The sequence below is a fragment of the Aestuariivirga sp. genome (genome assembly GCF_041738905.1).
Lineage (GTDB): Bacteria > Pseudomonadota > Alphaproteobacteria > Rhizobiales > Aestuariivirgaceae > Aestuariivirga.
The window spans coordinates 23,224-43,160 of record NZ_JBGSOZ010000073.1 but is presented as its reverse complement, the minus strand read 5'-3'; the positions used below and the strand labels follow the sequence as shown (position 1 = coordinate 43,160).

The following is a 19,937-nucleotide window of genomic DNA, read 5'->3' as shown; positions in this document are numbered from 1 at the left end:
CCAATCCTCAAGGCCGCACTTCAAAACCATCGGACCGAGCAGCCAGCCTCCCATGCAGTTGACCGCTTGGCCGATGCTGCATAAGGTTCAACCAGCGACGCCAGCCTTGGCATTTTCAACAGAGTACGGGACATCCCCCAGACATGCGCGATGTGCGGGGAACGCATGCGGGCATTTGCAACTTCGTCCGGTGTCCCTCATCTCCCAGCCATCGCGGGTTCCTTCTTGTCCGCAGGCGGAAGAAGACGTTCAGGCGCGAATTGTCCTCTCCCCCCTGCAGGAGAGGAGGCGGTTCAAACGCAATTGGGGAGGCGAAGGGAAGTCAAGACATGCATCATTCTTGTGCAGGCATGGTATCTGGCTTGTTGAAATGCTGGGAGGCGCGGGCGCTACCCGACGCGGATATGCCAGCAGTGAAGCTAGCGTTAGGAACCGCATGGCAGAGCCCGAGATATTGGCAGGACTTTCCGGCCGGGGTGTGTTCTTTGGAAATTCAAATAGCAATTGAAGGCGTTTGGACCGTAGCGCCCAGAGGGCACACCCGACCACCTCCCGGGGGTACTCATGTTAAGCATAAATCCATCCGCCGACCCGCCGCTCCACCCATCCGAACTCACCGTCATGAGCAGAATCCCGCAGGGTGTCGCGACATGACTACAGGCATAGAGTATGAAGATGTCAGTAGCGTACCCGCGACAAGTGATTACAACTAACCTCTTGAAATTATTCCCTTCTGTAAAATGCTCCTATCTTGAAAACTCACAAAGCATAAGCGGATGCTGACTGCACAATGTAAAGTCCTCACCAATTTAGCTGTACTTACGCTTACGTAAAGATTTTAGTTGTCATTGATATTGGAGCGTGTAACCTGCCACGATCCGGTGAATTAGAAACAGGGAGTGTTTTCATGGTTGCGGCGAGTGAGAAAGCCCCGTTTATGCGATTTGAGGGGCATTTTGAATCAAGCGAGGGTAGGAAAGTCATTGCCGGTGCGTCGGAGGGTTGGATTGTAAACGCAGGGCCACATGACGCCTATTTCTTTGAAGATGGGAGTTCAGGGACGTTGTTACGAGCTGGCTTCGAAGCAAATCCTGCAGATACACTTCCATTTGAAGCAAAAAAGATTCTTGCAATATCTCCTGCTCATTCGGGCAAGCAGGCTTGTCTAGGTGTGCTATTTCTGAGTTACTTGCCTGCGACTTAGCCAAGCACGTAGAATGCGTTGACGGCAATCCGATATGCACATTCAAGTTTGCTGAGGATGTTTTTGGGTCGTCTTCGCGTAGGCGGGAATCAAGAAGGACGCGTCAAAACGTCAAAACCTTAGCACCCTGAGCCAGCGCGAGATGTCGAGCAGCGTGACAAGGGCAGAGGCCACATAGGTAAAGGCGGCGGCCTTCAGCACACTGTGGGCACCGGGCATGTCTTCGGGCGGGATGTAGCTCTCCAGCATGGGCAGCGCGCGCTTGAAGCTCGCATTGAATTCGGTTGGCAGCGTCACCGCGTGGATGACGACCGTCGAGAGCATGATGCCGATGGCGCCGAGAGTGCCGCCCAGCAGGACGACGGGCGAACGGGTGAGTGCAAAAATGACGGGCGTCGCCATCATCAGAATTGATCCGGCACGCTGGATGATGATGGCATGGCCGGCGAGTTTCTGTCGCAGCATCAGCGGACCATATCCCTCGGCGTGTTGAAGGGCGTGGCTCGCTTCATGCGCGGCCACCGCGACGGCCGTTACCGAGCGCCCGTCGAAGTTCGAGGCCGAAAGCCTCACCACACGGTCAGTGCTCGAATAGTGGTCACCAGATGCAATGCGCTCGACTTTCACATCGGAAAGCCCGGCCTTGTCGAGAATGTGACGCGCGAGTTCGCCCCCGGTGCCGGGAAAATCCGCGCGCTCCACACCATGCTTCTGCATGGTCGCGCGAATCCACGCCTGAGGCCCGAAAATGAGGGCCAGAAACAGAACCGCGCCAAGGAGAGCAATGATCACCATGGCGCGGTATATGGGTCAGGAAGACGGCTGGATCAATTGCCGAGAATGGCGCTTTCGAGAATGTCGAGGCCTTCCTTCAGCACCATCTCCGAGGCCGTGAGCGGCGTCAGCATGCGCACCGTGTCGGAATAGACGCCGCAGGTGAGGATGAGGAGGCCGCGCTCGAGGCACTTGGCCGCCAGCGCCTTGGCGCCTGCAGCGTCGGGCTCGTTGCCCCCGTGCTGGGTGACGAGTTCGAAGGCGCACATGGCCCCAAGACCGCGCACGTCGCCGATGGGCATGCCCCTGTTCTTGGCCTTGATCGACTTCAGGCGCTCCATGACGATGACGCCCTGCTTCTCGGCCTTCTCCAGCAGACCTTCCTGCTCGAAGGCATCGAAGACGCCAAGCGCAGCGGCGCAGGACACCGGGTTGCCCGCATAGGTGCCGCCGATGCCGCCAGGCTCCGGTGCGTCCATGATCTTGGCGCGGCCGATGACGCCCGCCAGCGGGAAGCCGCCGGCAAGGGACTTCGCCGTGGTGATGAGATCGGGCTCGACGCCATAATGCTCCATGGCGAAGAAACGTCCCGTGCGGCCGAAGCCGGACTGGATTTCATCGGCGATCAGGAGGATGCCGTGATCGTCGCAAAGCTTGCGCAGGCGCACCATCAGTTCCTTCGGTGCCACATAGAACCCGCCCTCGCCCTGCACCGGCTCGATGATGATCGCGGCGACGCGCGAGGGTTCGACATCGGCCTTGAACAGCCACTCGATGGCATGAATCGAGTCCTCCACCGTGACGCCCTTGTGGGCCACGGGGAAGGGCACATGCCAGATGCCGCCGGGCATCGGGCCGAACTTGGCCTTGTAGGGCACGACCTTGCCAGTGAGCGCCATGCCCAACAATGTGCGGCCATGGAAGCCACCGTTGAAGGCGATGACATCGGAACGGCCTGTATAGGCACGCGCGAACTTCACCGCGTTCTCCACCGCTTCAGCACCCGTGGTGACCAGCGCCGATTTCTTCTCGCCCGAGATGGGAGCGACCGCGTTGAGCTTCTCGCAGAGTTCGATGAAGGGCGCGTAGGGCATCACCATCGCGCAGGTATGGGTGAAAGCTTCGAGCTGCTCATAGACGCGCTTCATCACGAGCGGATGGCGATGACCGGTGTTGACGACGGCAATGCCGCCGCCGAAATCGATGTAGCGATTGCCCTCGACGTCCCAGATCTCCGAGTTCTCGGCCTTGGCCGCGATGACCGGGGCGCCTGCGCTGATGCCGCGGGAAACGGCCTTGGCGCGGCGCTCCACCCACTGCTTGTTCATGCCTGGGGCTGCAACCGGTGCATTCATGATGTTCTACTCCTTGGAATGACTGGGCGGCTTTTACGCCTGTTGACGGGGGCGCGGCAAACGGATTCAAGTCATCCGAAAGCACGGGGGACGCGCCATGACTGACCTGATCCGGATGACCGCTACGGCAATTGTCGAAGGCCTGAAGAGCGGCACGATCTCGCCACTCGACTGCCTCGACGCGTTGGAGAAAAGGGTGGCGGAGGTCGACGGCGCGGTCAATGCGCTGCCGACACGATGTTTTGACCGTGCGCGCAGTGAAGCGCGGAAATTGATGCAGAAACCCATGGCCGAACGCGGCGTTCTGGCCGGAATGCCAGTGCCGATCAAGGATCTGGCCGATGTCGCGGGCGTGCGCTCGACGCAGGGCTCGCCCATCTTCAAGGACCGTATCGCAGAGACGTCCGACCTGCTGGTCACGCATCTCGAAGCCAATGGCGGGTTGATCTACGCCATGTCCAACACGCCGGAGTTCGGCGCGGGCGCGCACACGTTCAACGAGGTCTTCGGCATCACCCGGAACCCCTGGAACACACGATTGTCCGCATCTGGCTCCTCGGGCGGGGCGGCAGTGGCGCTCGCCACCGGAATGGCCTGGGTGGCGCATGGCTCCGATCTCGGCGGCTCTCTGCGAAACCCCGCGAGCTTCTGCGGCGTGACGGGCATGAGGCCGTCACCGGGCCGCGTGGCTGCAACGCCCGGAGCCAAGATTGACTCCACGCTGGGTGTCGAAGGCCCCATGGCGCGCAACGTGGAGGACCTGGCCCTGCTGTTCGACGCGATGGTGGGCGAGGAAGCGGCAGACCCGGTCTCGCTGCCCTCCGACGGCACATCGTATCTCAAAGCCGCCCGCTCAGGCTGGAAGCCGAGGCGCGTCGCGGTATCGCGCGACTTGGGCCTTCCGCCGGTCGACCCTGAGGTGGCGGGCCTCGTTCTCGCCGCCGCGCGAAAACTCGAGGCCGAAGGCGTCATTGTCGAGGAAGCCCATCCCGACATGTCGGAAACCCGCGAATGCGCGCAGACCTTGCGGGCCTTGTCCTATGCCAACATGAAACCGCTGCTGGACAAACATCGCGATCTGTTGAAGCCGGAAGTTGTCTGGAACATCGAAAAGGGACTGCGCCTCACGGGCGAGGAGATCGCAAGGGCCGAAGCCCAGAGGGGCGAACTCTTCCGCCGCATGCGGCGTTTCTTCGGCCACTACGATCTTCTGCTCTGCCCCACAACCATCGTTCCGCCCTTTCCCGTCGAACAGCGCTATGTGGCCGAATGCGACGGGGTGAAGCTCGACTCCTATGTCGACTGGCTGATGATCGTCCACGCCATCACGCTGGCCTGCTGTTCCGCGATTTCCATTCCCTGCGGTTTCACGAAGACACACCTTCCAGTGGGCCTGCAGGTCGTGGCGCCGGGACGCGGCGAAGCGAGGCTGCTGGCTGGCGCGCGTTTCATCGAGCAGGTGCTGGGCCTTGGCGCGATCACGCCGATTGATCCTAGAAGCTGACCTGCCTGTGATCTGGCGGCACATCTGCTTTACCGTTAGGGCTAAAACAATTTGTCTGCCCCACGATGTGGAAAGACTCGATCGGTCCCGGTGACAGGTAGGCACACTCATGCTCTCGCGTAGCTCGATCCCGCCCATAGACTACCGGAAGGTCGTTTCTTGAGTTGAATAGCCAAAATACCCATGATTGTATGGTCTTGTTCTTCGGACAAGGTGGAATACCTAAGATGAATTCACAAACGACTTGTTCGCGTGCATTCATCAGCGAAGGCAGAAATCGGCAACCTTATGGAGGGCATGCCCTCATCGATGCGGCCGACGCAAGTGGGCAAGCTGAGCGGAAATCTCGGTAGTAGTGGCAGCATGTACTGGTTGCGAAGATACCTAGTCTTCATCCTCTGCGGCCTGAGCGTTGCGTTCGGTGGCTTGATATGGGGCGATGTGTCCAAGTGCGGTAGTGAATGCATGTTCTCTGGAATTGAATTAGTTCAATCTCTCTCCGCAGAGCAGCTATTCAAATTCACGATCTTTATTAGTTTAAAGACAAGTGTCTTGTACTTTCCGCTCATGCTTGTGACTTGGCTTCTCGTCTTGGGCATCCAGCGGACGAGTTCAACGATGCGCAAACGTCCTGGCACCTTGGGGGGCGTCTCTGTCAAGGAATTCGAGTCTAGCGATTGCTGGTCAAGACGTCGGGTTTTCTTACTCCGCGACGCAATGTTCACGATGCTTTTCTTGTCTACGATCGCGTTGTTTGTCTTTTTGCCATCGTCCAGGCTGTCCTATAGTCTGAATGGCAATGACCTGATCATCAATGGGGCCTTAACCCCGACTGGCTTCAGATACTATTTGTACGTTTTCCTACAGAACTGCGCACACGCATTTCTGTTTCTGATTGCGTCCCGCATCATGGATGCAACACCACGAACTCGGGATGAAGAGAGACGATGATAAGGGCCGCAGCGAGCCTGAATCCCACTGCAAATGGAGAAGGCATGGCGGCTGAGATGTGCGAGTATTCGCGTGGCGTTGCATTTCGGCGAGGGGGGCCCTGAGCCTCGACTGCATCATGCTGAATGTCCATAGAAGTTGACGTTCCAGCGCTAGCGCGGCATCTGGTTTCGCACCCTCCTACCCGCTAAACTCCAAACAATTCTTCTTCCCCCTCATGCGTAAGGGAGAGGAAAATGGAACATGGAGGATGACCGCAAATGCGTGGGCTGATGCAGGATTTTCCGCTGCTGGTTCACCGCGTGCTCGACCACGCGGCCCGCTGGCATGGCGGGACGGAGATCATCTCGCGCTCCGTCGAAGGCCCCATCCACCGCACCACCTATGCCCAGCTCAACGCCCGTGCCCGTGCGCTGGCCAGCGCCTGCGAACGCCGCCTTGGTCTGAGGCTCGGTTCGATCATCGGCACCATGGCCTGGAATACATGGCGCCACCTGGAGATCTGGTATGGCGTGATGGGCCTCGGCGCCATCGTTCACACGCTGAACCCCAGGCTCTTCACCGACCAGCTCGACTACATCATCAACCACGCCGAAGATCAGTGGATCTTCATCGATCTTTCCTTCGTGCCGCTGTTTGAGGCGTTGCAGGAGAAACTTCCGCGCGTGAAGGGCTTCATCATCATGACGGACGCGGCGCATATGCCGGCCGCCACCACGCTGCGCAATGTCATCTGCTATGAAGACCTCATCGCCGAGGGTGATTGCGGCTTCGTCTGGCCCGAGTTCGACGAGAACACCGCATGCGGCATGTGCTACACGAGCGGCACCACCGGAAATCCCAAGGGCGTGCTTTATTCGCACCGCTCCAACGTGCTGCACGGCTTGATGTGCGCGCTAGGCGATGCCATGGCGATTTCCAGCCGCGACCGCATGATGCCGGTCGTTCCGATGTTCCATGCCAATGCCTGGTCCATCGCGTTCTCAGGCCCCTTGTCGGGCGCGGCCATGGTGATGCCGGGCCCCAAGCTCGATGGCGCCTCGATCTATGAGTTGCTGGACCTCGGCAAGGTGACCATCACTGCGGCTGTTCCAACTGTGTGGCTCATGCTGCTGCAATATCTCGAACAGAACCCGGAACTCAGGCTGCCGCATCTGCAGCGCGTCGTCATCGGGGGATCGGCCTGCCCGGAATCAATCATGAAGGCCTTCGTCGAGACCTATGGCTGTGATGTGATCCATGCCTGGGGGATGACCGAGATGAGCCCCATCGGATCGCTCGGCACAAGGTCGGAGCAGGTCGCGCGCCTTCCCGAAAGCGAGTGGTGGAAGATCAAGCTCAAGCAGGGCCGCCCGCCCTTCATGGTCGACATGAAGATCACCGACGATGATGACAACGTGCTGCCGCATGATGGCCGGACCTTCGGTCGGCTCAAGGTGAAGGGCCCGGCCGTGGCGAAGAGCTACTTCAAGGGCGAGGGTCTCAACGCCTTCGATGCCGACGGCTGGTTCGACACCGGCGACGTCGCCACCATCGACCAGTATGGCTACATGCACATCACCGACCGCTCGAAGGATGTCATCAAGTCGGGCGGCGAGTGGATTTCCTCGATCGAGCTGGAGAACATCGCGGTCGGATGCTCCGGCGTGCAGGAGGCAGCTGCCATAGGCCTGCCCCATCCCAAGTGGGACGAGCGCCCGCTTCTGGTAATCGTGCGCAGGCCCGGTGCGGCTGTGGACCGTTTAGCTGTCCTGTCCCACTTGCAGGGCCGGATTGCGAAATGGTGGATGCCGGACGACGTGGTTTTCGTCGATGATATTCCCCACACGGCCACCGGCAAGATCTCGAAAATGGAATTGCGCGCGCGGTTCAGCGACTATCGTTTCCCTGCCACCTGAGGAGTGCCTTCACATCATGACTGCAACGAAAGCCTGTGTGATCGGGTTGGGCTCCATGGGGCTCGGCATGGCGCAATCGATGCTCCGCAAGGGGCTGGAGGTTGCGGGTGCTGACCTTAACCCGGCCGCGGTGAAACGGCTGGAAGAGGCCGGTGGCCGTGGCTTTGCCTCCGGCGCGGAAGCGGCAAGTGATGCGGATGTTCTTCTCACCGTCGTCGTGAATGCAGCCCAGACCGATGCCGTGCTGTTTGGCGGCAATGGTGCAGCCGCGAGGCTTCGCAAGGGCGGCGTCATCATATCGTCCGCCACCATGGCCCCTGCGGAAGCAAGAAAGCTCGCGGCAAAGACCGAGGCATTGGGCCTCCACTATCTCGACGCGCCGATCAGCGGCGGTGCCGTGAAGGCAGCGGCGGGCCATCTCACCATCATGGCGTCGGGAACGGCAGACGCCTTCGCGGCGGCGCGCCCCGCTCTCGATGCGATGGCGGCAACCATTTACGAACTCGGCAACGAGGCGGGGATCGGCGCCTCCTTCAAGATGGTGAACCAGCTGCTGGCTGGCGTTCATATCGCGGCGGCCTGCGAGGCCATGACCTTCGCGGCAAAGCTCGGGCTTGACCTGCCTACGGTCTACAAGGTCATCACCGCGTCGGCGGGCAATAGCTGGATGTTCGAGAATCGCGTGCCGCACATTCTCGATGGCGACTACTCGCCCCGGAGCGCTGTCGAGATATTCACGAAGGACTTAGGGATCGTCGGTGACATGGGCCGCGACGAAAAATTCCCGATGCCGGTTGCCGCGACAGCGCTCCAGATGTTCCTGATGACCGCCGCCGCCGGCATGGGCAAGGACGACGACGCCTCGGTGGCGCGGATGATCGCGAAGATAACGGGAATTGAACTGCCCAAGCCCCAAGTCTGACACGCTGGATGCTCAGATTTGCTAGAAAATCGCAGGTTCACCCGTAGGACTGCCAAAGTCGGTGCGCAGGAAGTCGAAGTCGCAGCCTTCGTCGGCCTGTCCGATGTGCTGGGCGAACATCCAGCCGTAACCCCGCTCGAAACGGGGCGGCGGCGGTTTCAGCGCGGACTTGCGTGAGACGAGTTCGGCGTCGGAGACATTGAGCGTAATCGATCGTGCGGTGATATCGATCGACATCGTGTCGCCCGTTTTCACCAGTGCCAATGGTCCGCCGATATAGGCCGCTGGCGAGACATGCAGGATGCTGGCGCCATGATTGGTGCCGCTCATGCGCGCGTCCGAGATGCGCAGCATGTCGTGCACATCTTGCTTCGCGAGCTTTTCCGGAATTGGCAGCATGCCCCGTTCCGGCATTCCGGGCCCACCTTGCGGACCTGCGTTGCGGAGGATGAGGATGTGATTCGGCGTCACGTCAAAGTCGTCGTATGCGGACGGCTTGACAACGCAGCCATCGGGCGTGTCGGGTGTCGTCTGTCTGGACGTGTTGCGAGTCTTGCCCGTCCAGCCTCAAGGGGCAAGGGCATTCATGCCGCCGGTCGCCCAGTTTCGGCAACCGGCATCGCTTGAAACCAGGATCAGAAAATGAAGTCGGTGGCGGTCAAGGTCAGGTGTCCTGTGAACTCGATCTGGAAGTCGGTGAGCTTGTCGCCGTTGCCATCGCCGTAAATGAATGTGTTCGCGCCCGAATAGACCAGCCGAAGCTCATCGCCGGTGCCGGAGAATTTCTGCAAACCCACAAAACTGAAATGCACCGTGTTGAACTTGTCGCCGTTGTACCCGACATGCGAGAGGTCGATATGATCGGCGCCTGTCTTGAAGTCGGTGATGAGGTCGCGCGTTGCAGCCGAAGTGCCCGACTCTGCAACGTCATGGAAGTGGAATGTATCGGCCCCGCCGCCGCCCGACAGGATATCGTGTCCCATGCCGCCCGTGATATCGTCTTTCCCGCCGTTGCCGGTGATGAAGTCATCGCCAACGTTCCCCGCCAGCGAGGAGCTGCTGGAGTTGCCAGTCAGCGTATCCGCAAAGTCCGATCCGTAGATGGATTCGACGCCCGATATGACATCGCCATTGGCATCGCCGCCGCTCGCCGTGTTGTCGATGAGATTGATCTGAACGCCCTTGCCGCTGTAGAAGTAGTCGACCGTGTCAATTCCTGCTCCTCCGATAAGAGTGTCGGCGCCTTTGCCCCCATCGAGGTAATCGTCGCCGTCCCCACCGACCAAATGGTCGTTTCCGGCGTATCCGATCAGTTGGTCGTTCCCCAGCATACCGGAGATTCTGTTTGCCGCCGCATTGCCGATGAGTTGGTCTCCGGCACTTCCGCCGACGAGATTCTCGATGCTGAGGAGCGTATCGACTTCCGATGTGTTGCTGAAGTCGTTTGCGCTGAAGCGCGCGATGCCTTGCGAGAGGTTTGCGCTAACCCGAAGGCTGGAATCGTTGAAGTTCGCGGTGTCGTTGCCAGTACCGCCATTCAGTGTATCGCTGCCACGGCCGCCGACCAGCAAGTCGTTGCCGTCGCCGCCAAGCAGCAAGTCATCATTTCCAAGTCCGAGAATGGCATCATTCCCACCCAGTCCATTGATGAAGTCAAAGTTGTCGGTGCCGATCAGCAGATCGGCATTCTCTGTCGGAATAGCCATGTCGGGGCAGCTTTCTTTTCCAGGGGCGGAATGCCGCCTGGCCGTGTTGAACAAGCTGGTGATAGGGGGTGCAGCGTGTCGCGAGGGTGAACTTGCGGTTCACCCCTCGTTCACATCACGGCGCGGCCGCCGTGTATGTGTTGTCCGTCACGTGCAGCTTTCCCTGTTCGACGAGGTGATCGAGATGAGCACGCGTCGAGAGCGCAGCCGCAGCATGGAGTTTCGGATCGACATCGGCATAGATCGCAGCGACGATCTCCGGAATGGTGCGGGCGCCCTGCGCCACGCGGGCGTGAATGGCGGCCTCGCGCATCTTGCGGTGTGCGAGGTAACCCCTCACCAGCGGCAGCGGATTTCGCTTCGATGGCCCATGCGAGGGGAAGTAGATGTCGTCGTCCCGGTCCAGCAGCTTTCGCAGCGAAGCAAAGTATTGCCCCATGTCTCCATCGGGCGGCGCGATCACGCTTGTCGCCCAGGCCATCACATGATCGCCCGCGAAGAGCGCCTTCTCTTCCTTCAGCGCAAAGCACATGTGGTTCGACATGTGGCCCGGCGTGAAGACCGATTCGAGCGACCAGCCGGGGCCGGTGAGCGTGTCTCTGTCGCCAAGCCTGATGTCCGGGTCGAAATAATGGTCGATGGAGGAATCGAGACGAAGACCTGCCTCGCCGGTGGGTGCTACCGCCCCATAGGCATGGGTTCTGGCACCGGTGGCCTTCTGCAGCTTGGCCGTCAAGGGCGAGTGGTCCGCATGCGAATGCGTGACCAGGATATGCGTCACCGTCTCGCCGCGGACTGCGTGCAGCAGGGCATCGAGATGGGCATCATCGTCAGGCCCGGGATCGATCACCGCCACCTGTCCCCGGCCCACGATGAATGTCGACGTTCCCTTGAACGTGAAGGGGCTGGGATTATTGGCCAGCACGCGGCGAACGAGTGGTGAGATCGCCACCGCCTCGCCGGGTCTCACGTCAAAGTCGCGGTCGAAGTGGAGATCGGTCATGTGCTGTTGCGGCGAGGGAACTTGAACACTATAAATGATGCACGACGCATGATTTAAACAGGGTAGGGGTGAATGACCATGAATGCCAGCCTTCTTTCTGACCGCCTGTGGCCGATGACGGGTTCCACGGCACTCCGCAACGCGGTTCTCGCGGTAGCGGGTTCGCTTCTCGTGGCGCTGGCCGCGCAGGTGAACGTGCCGATGCTTCCCGTTCCGATGACGCTGCAGACGCTCGCCGTGCTGGCGATCGGTGCTGCCTACGGGTCGCGGCTGGGTGCTGCCACGCTGGCGCTCTATGCGCTTGAAGGTGCCATCGGCCTACCGGTCTTCGCCGAGTTCAAGTCCGGCGTGATGCTGGCAAGCTTCGGCTATGTACTGGGCTTCATCGCAGCGGCCTATGTGGTGGGCCTGCTTGCCGAACGCGGCTGGGACCGTACGGTGCCGAAGATGTTCGCCGCCATGCTGCTGGGCGCTGCCGTGGTCTATGTGCCGGGCCTTCTGTGGCTGTCGGGCTGGATCGGCTTCGAGAAGGCCGTCCAGTTCGGGCTTCTGCCCTTCATCGCGGGTGACGCGGTAAAGGCCGGAATCGCAGCATTGGGCTTCCCCGCCATCTGGGCGCTGCTCGGCCGGCGCTAGAAGATCCGTCAAACAAAGAAACGCGGGCAATCTCGCCGATTGCCCGCGTTTTCTATTGGTCGGAGTGAGAGGATTCGAACCTCATTGGTCCGATTCGCGGGAAGCCCAAGAAACGCTGGAATTCAGCCATCATTGGGCTTTCTCAATTTCTCACATGCCTTCTTTGACGCCTACCTTGGCCGGGCATCGTGTAGAATTTTTCATTTTAGGGGTTGTCAAGATTTTAGCAGCCGTGGTAATAAAGAATTAATGCCCGCGACCGCCACCAAAGTGGGCAAGCGAACATGAGAACACATGTTACCGCTTAAATAGGCGCTCACGAGCGTGATGGCACCAAACCTCAACCCAATGAGGCGGTGACTTCGCGCATGGTGCGTTTCTCCGTCCTCTTTTCGACGGAGATGACCACCGATGGAATACCCTCGATTTGTTGACCGGCTTCCCGCCTCAAACGCCTTCAAGGTGCATCCGCGCACCCTGACCAATACCATGGACCGGCCCTATGACCGGACCACCGAACGACTCCCCCTCATGCAGATGTGCAAGGCCGCGCAATGCGAGCCTGCATGGTTCATGGCCTGCCTTCGCGGTGAAGACCGCGCCGTGACCCTCAGTGAAGCTGCCATGGCCTTGGGCCTCACCGAACGGCAGATGCTGCACAAGACCAGCCTTCGCCCCACTGCGAAGCCTTCCGCTGTTCTGTGCCGTAGCCGCCGCTACAGCGCGCGTGACCTTGGCCTCTACCGCGAAACGCCCGTCATGCCGCCCGTGGGCCACCCCGCTCACCCCTCATGTGGGGAGTAATGGCCATGAGCAAGCACCCTTGGACCGGCAACCACATCAAGCTTGATGGCGAGTGGTGGCGCATTGACCGCGTTCGCACCAAGGACATGGACTTGAGCCGCAGTGGCCTCGCACGGATTGAACCGCGTTCGATCATGGCCGGACGCAAGTTCTATACCAGCAATCAGTTGCACGAAATGAGCCTGAGAAAGATTTTTGAGCGGGATGACGCGGAATACTTCGCCCGCACCGGCAAGCACTTTGAAAGCTTCCATTCTTGGCGCTTCAGCGGATGGCCCTCTGATTTCCGGGTGTGCCGCTGACATGAGATACAACCTCACCAAGGAAGAGTTGCGCCACGAATGCATTGGGCTGTTCTGCAAGGCAATGATTGGCCGCTACTGCCATTCGTGGAAGGACGGCGACATCCAATATCAGGGCCGAGTCGAGAGGGTAGACTCAAGCGGTTTTCAGATTCAACTTTTCAGCTTTGTCATGGGTGAAAAGACGCACGTTATCACCGTTCCCGTGCGGGAGTTCATTGAACAGTGGACCTACTACCCGGATGGATACGCGATGAACTGGGCACTCGACATGCACAACCTGAAGCAGACCATCAAGGGTGTGCCGAATGCCGCTGTGAATGAAGCCTACGCCGACAACATCGAAGACCGTCTTATGGGCCGTGACCTCATGTTCGGTGAGTCCACCTACTACCCGCCCCACGACAAGCGCGACAAGAGGAAGCCTTCGAAGGCCGCATGATCCCAAATAGCGAAACCCGCCTGCGTGGCAACGCGGCGGGTCTCAGGTAAGTCAACAGTGTACGGAGTAACAGAGATATGAGCGATTTCCCCTCGAATGTCAATACTAATCAGCCCACGGACAATTTGGCCGCTGCCCTCTTGCTCGCCAGCCGTGGCGTGAAGCTGGTACGCGCCGCATACAAGAGGCCCGATGCCACTTGCTCTTGCGGATTGCCGCCTTTGCCCGATGATCCCGCCATGCGTGTGCGTGGCAAGAAGTATTGCCGTGGCACTGGCAAGCATCCCATTGGCCGTTGGGGATATGATGAGTTTGCCACCACGGACGCCAATGCAATCCGCGCTTGGTTCAAGGATGACCCGGAGTCGAACTACGGCCCGGTTGCCGGTCCTCACAAGTTCATTCTGGATATTGATGAGGGTGAAACCGGAATCAAGACGGCATGTGATTTGCTGGACGTTTCGAAGGCCAATCTGCTGTCCATGACTTTCACGGTGAGGACGCCGAAGGGCGGATATCATCTGTATTTCGAGTCCGATGCCATCTATTCCAATTCCGTCCGCACGGCGCTTGGACCCGGCCTCGATACGCGGTCAGGGAACGGCTTTGCCGTAGGCCCCGGCTGCAAGACCTATCTGCCCGATGAGTTCGAACCGGACACGCTTGAACCGGCATTCTATTCCATTACGCATGATGCGCCGTTCGCGCCGTTGCCTGAGGTTATCAAGGCCAAGATGAATCTGGCCAAGCACCGGCCCGAAAATGGCCACCTGTCCATTGATCCCGATGGCGTGGACTCGGACGACGCCTTTGCCATGGGAAGGGAGATGCTCAAGACTCGTGAACCGGCCTATGAGGGCAACGGCGGAGATTTTCACACTTATGTCACGTGCTGCAAGCTCAAGGACTTCAATCTGAGCAAGGCTGCCATCTTCGAAATGTTGGTGGCAGACGGCGGATGGAATGAGCGGTGTGAGCCGCCGTGGTATCCCGAAGACCTTGAACTGAAGATTGACCGAGCATTCAAGTACGGCAAGGAACGTCCCGGCTCCAAGAACACGGGACTCATGCGCCGTGCGGAAGACGGTGAGCATGATGAGCCGGAAGCCGACAATGACAACGATGAGTTTGACGCTCCGAAGAGCCGGAAGCCCAATCCCATGAGCATCAAGGACCGACTCCGGTCCAGTCTGTTGACCAGCACCGAATATGCCGCGCGGATTCAGGACTATGAGTTCGCGGTTGACCAGTTTGTCCCGGCGTCGAGCTACACCATTGTCCTTGGCAAGCGTGGCAGTGGCAAGACGATTGTGGTCATGGACCTGTTGAAGTCGCTCGCCACCGATCAAAAGACTTGGATGGGCGAAGAAATGGACGCCGGATGGTACGTTGTCGGAATCGTCCTTGAAGACAAGCCCGGCGTGAAGATGCGCGATGAGGCATGGCACAAGGCGCACCCGGAAGCGCAAATTGACCCGGCCCGCTTCAAGCTTCTGGATTATGACCTGCAAGGATTCAAGGCGGAAACCGAAGATGAGATTGAAGCCCTCATGGAAGTCATGCGCGAAGACATTGAAGCCCATATGGCGGCTGCCAAGGTTCAAGGTGCCCGCAAGCTGGTTATCTGGATCACCACGTGGCAGCGGTTTGTTGCACTTGCCGACAAGGGCATGAGTGATGACGCGGCCATGGCCCGTGGCGCGGCCTACCTGGAATCGTTTGCGGCCAAGTTCCGCACCGGGCCGGATGATCGGTGCTTCACCATCATTGAAGCTCACCCGCCCAAGGCGAATGAGGAAACCACGTTCGGCAGTGGCATCATTGAAAACATGTCCGGCACCGTCATTCACATTTCGACGGCTGAGGACAAGAAGACGCGGACCGCCAAGCTTGTCAGGTCCAAGGCAGCCGAAGAGGACCAAAATTTCGTCTTCACCACGGACTCAATCGAGCTTGATGGCAAGGACAGGTTCGGCAAGTCTAGGACCGGGGCCGTTGCCTGCCATGTGCCTTCCAAGGGCCGTCAGAAGGTACAGCGGGCCGTCAGCGTAACCAAGGACACCGCGCGCCGTGCCCGCTTCATTGACCTCTTGGTGAGCCTCTATGAGGAGTCGCCGGATCAGACCACCTTCACCGCTTCCGAAACGGCCAAGGCATGGCTGGAAATGAACAAGGCCATTGCCGATGACCGGAAGGCCCCGGCTGAGGTCAGGGCAGCCGCCAAGGCGGAAACCGGAAAGAAGGGCAAGAGCGTCCCGACTTTGATCAAGGACCTTGCTCGTCTGTTCAAGGGCAGCGGCAACGTTGTCCACATCAAGAGCGGCAAGGTGGTGACGTTCAATGTCAGTCCGGGTGCTCAAGGCGTTTTCGAGATTCGGGAGCCTGCTATTGATCGCTTGGAAGCCGCCGAAAACGCGGCCTGATTGTGAAAAACCTAGTGGAAGGGGTTTTTTGGCACTTTATGCCCGAATATCAAAGCCGTAGGGCTGAGGCCTCGAAAACCTCAGCCAAAACCTGCGGCAAGGGTGAAAAATGCGAAAAAACCTCGCACCAAACCTCGCATGAACCTCGCACGTGCGAGGTTGTTTCCCTTATAAATCATCGGGTTACCAACCTCGCACCACCTCGCACGATAATGCAAATGGCGAAGAAAGGCCCGGATTCATTGAGTTTTGCTTTTTCATGCGAGGTCATGCGAGGTTTTTGCTCATGCGAGGTTATCCTTATGAAAAACAACGATAAAACGCCAGTTTTCAACCTCGCATCACCTCGCACCTATATATAGGATGGTGAACCATGCGAGGTTCACATCTATCTAGTTTGCCGCTCTTGAAGCGGCGAAGAGTAGAGGACACAAATCCAAACACATGGCAGAAAACCAAGCTGAGGTTTTCAAGGTCCGCCGCTGCGAACCACCCCATTGGCCTACTTACCTACTAGAAGGTAGAGGCCTTTTGCCCACAACCCATACGCTCGAAGCTATCACACATGTAACAAAATGTTACAGACTATCACACATGTAACAAAATGTTACAGACTATCACGGACGGTGGACCCGTTGCCTTGCAGGGCCGTCCACCCTTGGCAGGCTTCTCAGGGTGCCCATGATCAGCAATGCCAGCCGGAGGCCTTCTCTGTTGCAGCAATCGGCCTTCCATCTGGCCTGCCATGATCGGCCAAAGGACCGGCCAAGCGGAACTTGAATCCGGTAACCACGGCCACCATCTGAGATTTACAATCCCTCATACGACCGTATAAGAGTATGCAAAATGTCAGTTGGAGTTGTGTCATGACCTGCAAATTCGTCTCTTACCTTCGAGTGTCCACCGATAGGCAAGGCAAGTCCGGCCTTGGCCTCGAAGCTCAGCGGGCCACAGTTGAATCCTATGCGGAGAAAGCGGGCTGCAAGATTGTCGCTGAGCTTGTGGAAGTGGAGTCCGGTCGCAAGGCGGAAAGGCCCAAGCTGCAAGAGGCTATCCGCATGGCCCGCAAGACGGGTGCAACCTTGCTCATTTCAAAGCTGGACCGGCTCACCCGTGATGTGCCCTTCCTGTACCGCTTGCGCGATGAGGGAGTCGAGTTTCTGACCTGCGATAATCCTCATGCAAACAAGACAATGATTGGCATGATGGTTCTATTCGCAGAGCATGAGGCGGAAGCCATTAGCAAGCGCACCAAGGATGCCCTAGCAGCGGCCAAGGCGCGCGGTGTCAAGCTTGGTGGACCTCTTGGAGCAAAGGCCTTTGGCCGGTCCTATCGCGTTGGCAGCGCCAATGGTGTTGCAAAGGTGAAGGCATTGGCCAGTAACTATGCGGCTGAGCTTGCGGAAGACGTTGCAGCGATCAAGGCAGAGGGCATCACCGGCTTGCAGGCCATTGCAGACGCATTGAACGGCAAGGGCATCCTCACCCGTCACGGTGGCCAGTGGCATCCCGCAAGCGTCATGCGACTCGTGAACAGGATTGAGACGCAAGCCTAACCGCCGTCCACATCATCCGCCGTCTTCATGGCCGTGACCTCATCGGGTTGCGGCATTTTCCATGTGTCATCCTGAGTCCAGGTATCCGGCCAAGGATCACGGCTGACCCTGCCGTACCCCCAAAAGCACTTAGGAATAGACCCCTAGGTAGGGGTAACCCCCCAGCCCCGTGCGTGGGGCATCCGCAAGGCATCGGTCAAATTTTTGGGCCGGGTATCACTGAAAACGTCCTCTGATTTTTGGGCCGTAGGTTCCAGAAAATCGCCTTTGAGATTGACCGTATACTGACGATAGTTTCACCATGGCTAAACATGTTTTCCTGTGCTAAATTGTCGCACTATGCAAATCGGGGGTATTAAGTACCCCCTGCGCACCCGGATAATAGGCCCAAGTTCAAATAGTGAAGGGTCAACACGGTGCCAAAGGTGAGCAAGAGCAATCTTCCCGACAAGGCCAAGGGATGGAAGGCAGGTGGAGACGGCAAGACGCCGCTCGCACGTTCACCCGATACGATTCCCCATGCCCGTCATCCGCTCACCGATGAGCGCAAGGCACAATTCCTTGAAGCCTATCGCACCACTGGCAGCGTCCAGAAGGCAGCCGAACTGGTTGACGGAAGTCCGCACACTCGCCGCACCTATCTGACAGCAATGGCCCGTGACCTGGTATTCGGGCGCGCCTGCGAAGACATCTTCGAGTCATGGAAAGAGAAGGTCGCGGACGTTCTCAAGGAAGAGTTTTTCGAAGGTGTGATGGTACCCGTGGTCAACTCCAAGGGTCTGGTTCTGGACCCGGCAACCAAAAAGCCCATGTACGTCCGCAAACGCGATTCCAAGATTGTCTTGGCCTATGCCAAGAAGTTCGACTTCGGACTCCGTGAAATCAAGACCACCATCAATGTGGACGCGGGCAACCCGAATGCGGCTGACCCGAATGACCCGCAATTCATCGTCAAGTCCAGCGACCTCCACCGGCTTCCCCAAGCCGATATGGAAACCCTCAAGCGTCTGCTGCAACAGGTTCACGCGAACCGCAGGGAAACCATGGCTGAAATCGCGGCTAGGCCGGATTACCTCGAAGAATATCTCGACGCGGAAGACGTGGAGTACCACGATGTTACTCCGCATACTGACGAAACAAATCCATACGACATATGAAAGGAATCACCATCATGTCATCCGAACTCGACTTTTTCGCCAAGGCCGATCAGGTCAGCGAAATTTACCGCGAAGCCGCCAAGCATGGCCGCAAGGTCGGAAGGCCTCTTATTTTCCATTCGGGAGATGCACCGGCCTACCTTCGCAATCAGCTTGTGCAGCTTCCCACGGAAGCGGAATGGCAGGCTCGCCTTGACCGCGAAGCTGCTGACCCGATTATTCGCATGTTCGGTCCCGGTTCCACGATTATGGACTTGTTCTATGACCGGGCGAATAAAGCCCATCGCATGTCTCCGCTCGCGGCCAAGGTCACGCCGGATGACCTGAAGCGGCTTTGGGATGACTATTTCCGCGCCTATCCGGTCCCGCGTTTTCGCGTCGGGACGCAATTCTTTATGGCAGCGGTAGCGGAGGAAGCCGCACGGCGCGGCATCCTCTGAACAAGTAAACATCAACAGGAGACAGACAATGGAAACCGAACTGAAGACTACCAAGCGCAACATCCCGGCAAGCCTTGCCCACTTGAAGGGCACATATGACCGCGCCGTGATCGCCCATGCATCCCATGGCAGGCAACTGAATGCGTACAACATGGAAGTGGCCAAGCGGAAGGCCATGACCGCGCGCAATGTGGAAGCCATCACGGACCCTAAGCGCCGCGATGAAATGAGCAAGCTCTATGAATCAGAATTTGCCGATTGGTTGAAGGGCTATCGCAGTGAGACTTCGGAATCCAGGTGGAAGGATGCGGGTGAACTGAATACGTTGCGCGCCGATGCCATCGAAGCCAAGGCAATCCTCACCAATCCGGTTGCCCTCGCAACCGTCCACGGCTTCGGGACGCCCGAGCGCAATGCCATGGCTACGGAAGTGAACGGACTAGGCCCGCATGCCATGCGGAATCTCGCAACCGTTGCCATTCGCACCGGCAACAAGGCCATGATCGGTGCCCTTGTGGTGGCCAATGACAAGCTTCCGCGCGGTGACCGGCCTTTCAGTTCTCAGGAAATCGCCACAGCCGGATTCGGTGAAGAGGCGGAACAAGCGGCGAAGCTGATTGCCATCATTGACAGGCTTCACGCCGAGTCTATCGCAGCCGTTCGGCAGACTGAGGGCAACCCGCTCACGCCGAATGAGAAGCTCTCTCATGGCCTGAAGTTTGGCCCCGGACGTGCGGTTCCCGTGAGCCCCACGGTCCTCAGCAAGCCCAAGACTACCACGTCCAAGATAAGCAGCGGTCTTTCGGCTCAGTAATCAATACCTGGACCATGGTGTTCGAGTCGGATGCCATGGCCGGGAA

At 58.7% G+C, this 19,937-nt stretch carries 16 protein-coding genes and 1 pseudogene; 12 read left to right on the top strand and 5 right to left on the bottom strand.

Annotated features, from left to right (window positions below; translation table 11 throughout):
• Positions 1-1,315: 1,315 nt before the first annotated feature.
• Both ACEW8Q_RS06055 and gabT read right to left on the bottom strand, forming a co-directional pair.
• Positions 1,316-1,999, bottom strand: a complete 684-nt coding sequence (locus tag ACEW8Q_RS06055; RefSeq protein ID WP_373503156.1) for a zinc metallopeptidase — start codon at positions 1,997-1,999, stop codon at positions 1,316-1,318.
• Between the two features lie 32 nt (positions 2,000-2,031).
• Positions 2,032-3,333 carry a 4-aminobutyrate--2-oxoglutarate transaminase gene (gene gabT / locus ACEW8Q_RS06050; RefSeq protein WP_373503155.1) on the bottom strand — a complete coding sequence of 434 codons (1,302 nt, stop codon included), beginning with the start codon at positions 3,331-3,333 and terminating at the stop codon, positions 2,032-2,034.
• Positions 3,334-3,430: 97 nt separating this feature from the next.
• Here gabT and ACEW8Q_RS06045 point away from each other — a divergent pair, with 97 nt between their 5' ends.
• From ACEW8Q_RS06045 to ltnD, 3 genes are all read left to right on the top strand, one after another.
• Entirely contained in the window at positions 3,431-4,837 is a 1,407-nt protein-coding gene (locus ACEW8Q_RS06045; RefSeq protein ID WP_373503154.1) for an amidase, read from the top strand.
• A gap of 1,211 nt (positions 4,838-6,048) precedes the next feature.
• Positions 6,049-7,686, top strand: coding sequence for a long-chain-fatty-acid--CoA ligase (locus tag ACEW8Q_RS06040; RefSeq protein ID WP_373503153.1), 1,638 nt, complete (start codon positions 6,049-6,051; stop codon positions 7,684-7,686).
• A gap of 16 nt (positions 7,687-7,702) precedes the next feature.
• The gene (ltnD, locus tag ACEW8Q_RS06035) at positions 7,703-8,608 is read left to right on the top strand and encodes an L-threonate dehydrogenase (RefSeq protein WP_373503152.1); all 906 of its coding nucleotides are present in this window, start codon (positions 7,703-7,705) and stop codon (positions 8,606-8,608) included.
• Positions 8,609-8,629: 21 nt separating this feature from the next.
• On the opposite strand, the pseudogene ACEW8Q_RS06030 reads toward ltnD, so the two are convergent.
• From ACEW8Q_RS06030 to ACEW8Q_RS06020, 3 genes and pseudogenes are all read right to left on the bottom strand, one after another.
• Positions 8,630-9,124 (bottom strand): annotated as a pseudogene (locus ACEW8Q_RS06030) (dihydroxy-acid dehydratase); the annotation flags it as partial.
• Positions 9,125-9,243: 119 nt separating this feature from the next.
• The gene (locus tag ACEW8Q_RS06025; RefSeq protein WP_373503151.1) at positions 9,244-10,314 is read right to left on the bottom strand and encodes a calcium-binding protein; all 1,071 of its coding nucleotides are present in this window, start codon (positions 10,312-10,314) and stop codon (positions 9,244-9,246) included.
• 115 nt (positions 10,315-10,429) lie between these two features.
• Entirely contained in the window at positions 10,430-11,317 is an 888-nt protein-coding gene (locus tag ACEW8Q_RS06020; protein ID WP_373503150.1) for an MBL fold metallo-hydrolase, read from the bottom strand.
• A 72-nt stretch (positions 11,318-11,389) separates the two neighbouring features.
• Here ACEW8Q_RS06020 and ACEW8Q_RS06015 point away from each other — a divergent pair, with 72 nt between their 5' ends.
• The 9 genes from ACEW8Q_RS06015 (at position 11,390) to ACEW8Q_RS05975 (ending at position 19,891) form a co-directional block, all read left to right on the top strand.
• The gene (locus ACEW8Q_RS06015; RefSeq protein WP_373503149.1) at positions 11,390-11,953 is read left to right on the top strand and encodes a biotin transporter BioY; all 564 of its coding nucleotides are present in this window, start codon (positions 11,390-11,392) and stop codon (positions 11,951-11,953) included.
• A gap of 411 nt (positions 11,954-12,364) precedes the next feature.
• The gene (locus ACEW8Q_RS06010; RefSeq protein ID WP_373503148.1) at positions 12,365-12,757 is read left to right on the top strand and encodes a hypothetical protein; all 393 of its coding nucleotides are present in this window, start codon (positions 12,365-12,367) and stop codon (positions 12,755-12,757) included.
• Positions 12,757-13,059, top strand: coding sequence for a hypothetical protein (locus ACEW8Q_RS06005; protein WP_373503147.1), 303 nt, complete (start codon positions 12,757-12,759; stop codon positions 13,057-13,059). Before ACEW8Q_RS06010 ends, ACEW8Q_RS06005 begins: the two co-directional genes overlap by 1 nt.
• Position 13,060: 1 nt before the next feature.
• Positions 13,061-13,501 (top strand): hypothetical protein, encoded by a 441-nt coding sequence (locus tag ACEW8Q_RS06000; RefSeq protein WP_373503146.1) that lies wholly within the window; start codon positions 13,061-13,063, stop codon positions 13,499-13,501.
• A gap of 125 nt (positions 13,502-13,626) precedes the next feature.
• Positions 13,627-15,924: a bifunctional DNA primase/polymerase gene (locus tag ACEW8Q_RS05995; RefSeq protein ID WP_373503145.1), complete on the top strand. Its 2,298-nt coding sequence runs from the start codon at positions 13,627-13,629 to the stop codon at positions 15,922-15,924.
• 866 nt (positions 15,925-16,790) lie between these two features.
• On the top strand, positions 16,791-17,480 hold the full coding sequence (locus ACEW8Q_RS05990) for a recombinase family protein (RefSeq protein WP_373503144.1): 690 nt from the start codon (positions 16,791-16,793) through the stop codon (positions 17,478-17,480).
• A gap of 425 nt (positions 17,481-17,905) precedes the next feature.
• Positions 17,906-18,637 carry a hypothetical protein gene (locus ACEW8Q_RS05985; protein WP_373503143.1) on the top strand — a complete coding sequence of 244 codons (732 nt, stop codon included), beginning with the start codon at positions 17,906-17,908 and terminating at the stop codon, positions 18,635-18,637.
• 14 nt (positions 18,638-18,651) lie between these two features.
• Positions 18,652-19,077, top strand: coding sequence for a hypothetical protein (locus ACEW8Q_RS05980; RefSeq protein ID WP_373503142.1), 426 nt, complete (start codon positions 18,652-18,654; stop codon positions 19,075-19,077).
• Between the two features lie 28 nt (positions 19,078-19,105).
• Positions 19,106-19,891 (top strand): hypothetical protein, encoded by a 786-nt coding sequence (locus tag ACEW8Q_RS05975; RefSeq protein ID WP_373503141.1) that lies wholly within the window; start codon positions 19,106-19,108, stop codon positions 19,889-19,891.
• Positions 19,892-19,937: the final 46 nt, after the last annotated feature.

Coding starts and splice junctions, on each gene's coding strand:
- ACEW8Q_RS06055 (WP_373503156.1), bottom strand. CDS start 1,999: ATGGTGATCATTGCTCTCCTTGGCGCGGTTCTGTTTCTGGCCCTCATT.
- ACEW8Q_RS05990 (WP_373503144.1), top strand. CDS start 16,791: ATGACCTGCAAATTCGTCTCTTACCTTCGAGTGTCCACCGATAGGCAA.
- ACEW8Q_RS06045 (WP_373503154.1), top strand. CDS start 3,431: ATGACTGACCTGATCCGGATGACCGCTACGGCAATTGTCGAAGGCCTG.
- ACEW8Q_RS06015 (WP_373503149.1), top strand. CDS start 11,390: ATGACCATGAATGCCAGCCTTCTTTCTGACCGCCTGTGGCCGATGACG.
- ACEW8Q_RS06005 (WP_373503147.1), top strand. CDS start 12,757: ATGGCCATGAGCAAGCACCCTTGGACCGGCAACCACATCAAGCTTGAT.
- ACEW8Q_RS06020 (WP_373503150.1), bottom strand. CDS start 11,317: ATGACCGATCTCCACTTCGACCGCGACTTTGACGTGAGACCCGGCGAG.
- ACEW8Q_RS06025 (WP_373503151.1), bottom strand. CDS start 10,314: ATGGCTATTCCGACAGAGAATGCCGATCTGCTGATCGGCACCGACAAC.
- ACEW8Q_RS06010 (WP_373503148.1), top strand. CDS start 12,365: ATGGAATACCCTCGATTTGTTGACCGGCTTCCCGCCTCAAACGCCTTC.
- ACEW8Q_RS06040 (WP_373503153.1), top strand. CDS start 6,049: ATGCGTGGGCTGATGCAGGATTTTCCGCTGCTGGTTCACCGCGTGCTC.
- ACEW8Q_RS05980 (WP_373503142.1), top strand. CDS start 18,652: ATGTCATCCGAACTCGACTTTTTCGCCAAGGCCGATCAGGTCAGCGAA.
- ACEW8Q_RS06000 (WP_373503146.1), top strand. CDS start 13,061: ATGAGATACAACCTCACCAAGGAAGAGTTGCGCCACGAATGCATTGGG.
- gabT (WP_373503155.1), bottom strand. CDS start 3,333: ATGAATGCACCGGTTGCAGCCCCAGGCATGAACAAGCAGTGGGTGGAG.
- ltnD (WP_373503152.1), top strand. CDS start 7,703: ATGACTGCAACGAAAGCCTGTGTGATCGGGTTGGGCTCCATGGGGCTC.
- ACEW8Q_RS05975 (WP_373503141.1), top strand. CDS start 19,106: ATGGAAACCGAACTGAAGACTACCAAGCGCAACATCCCGGCAAGCCTT.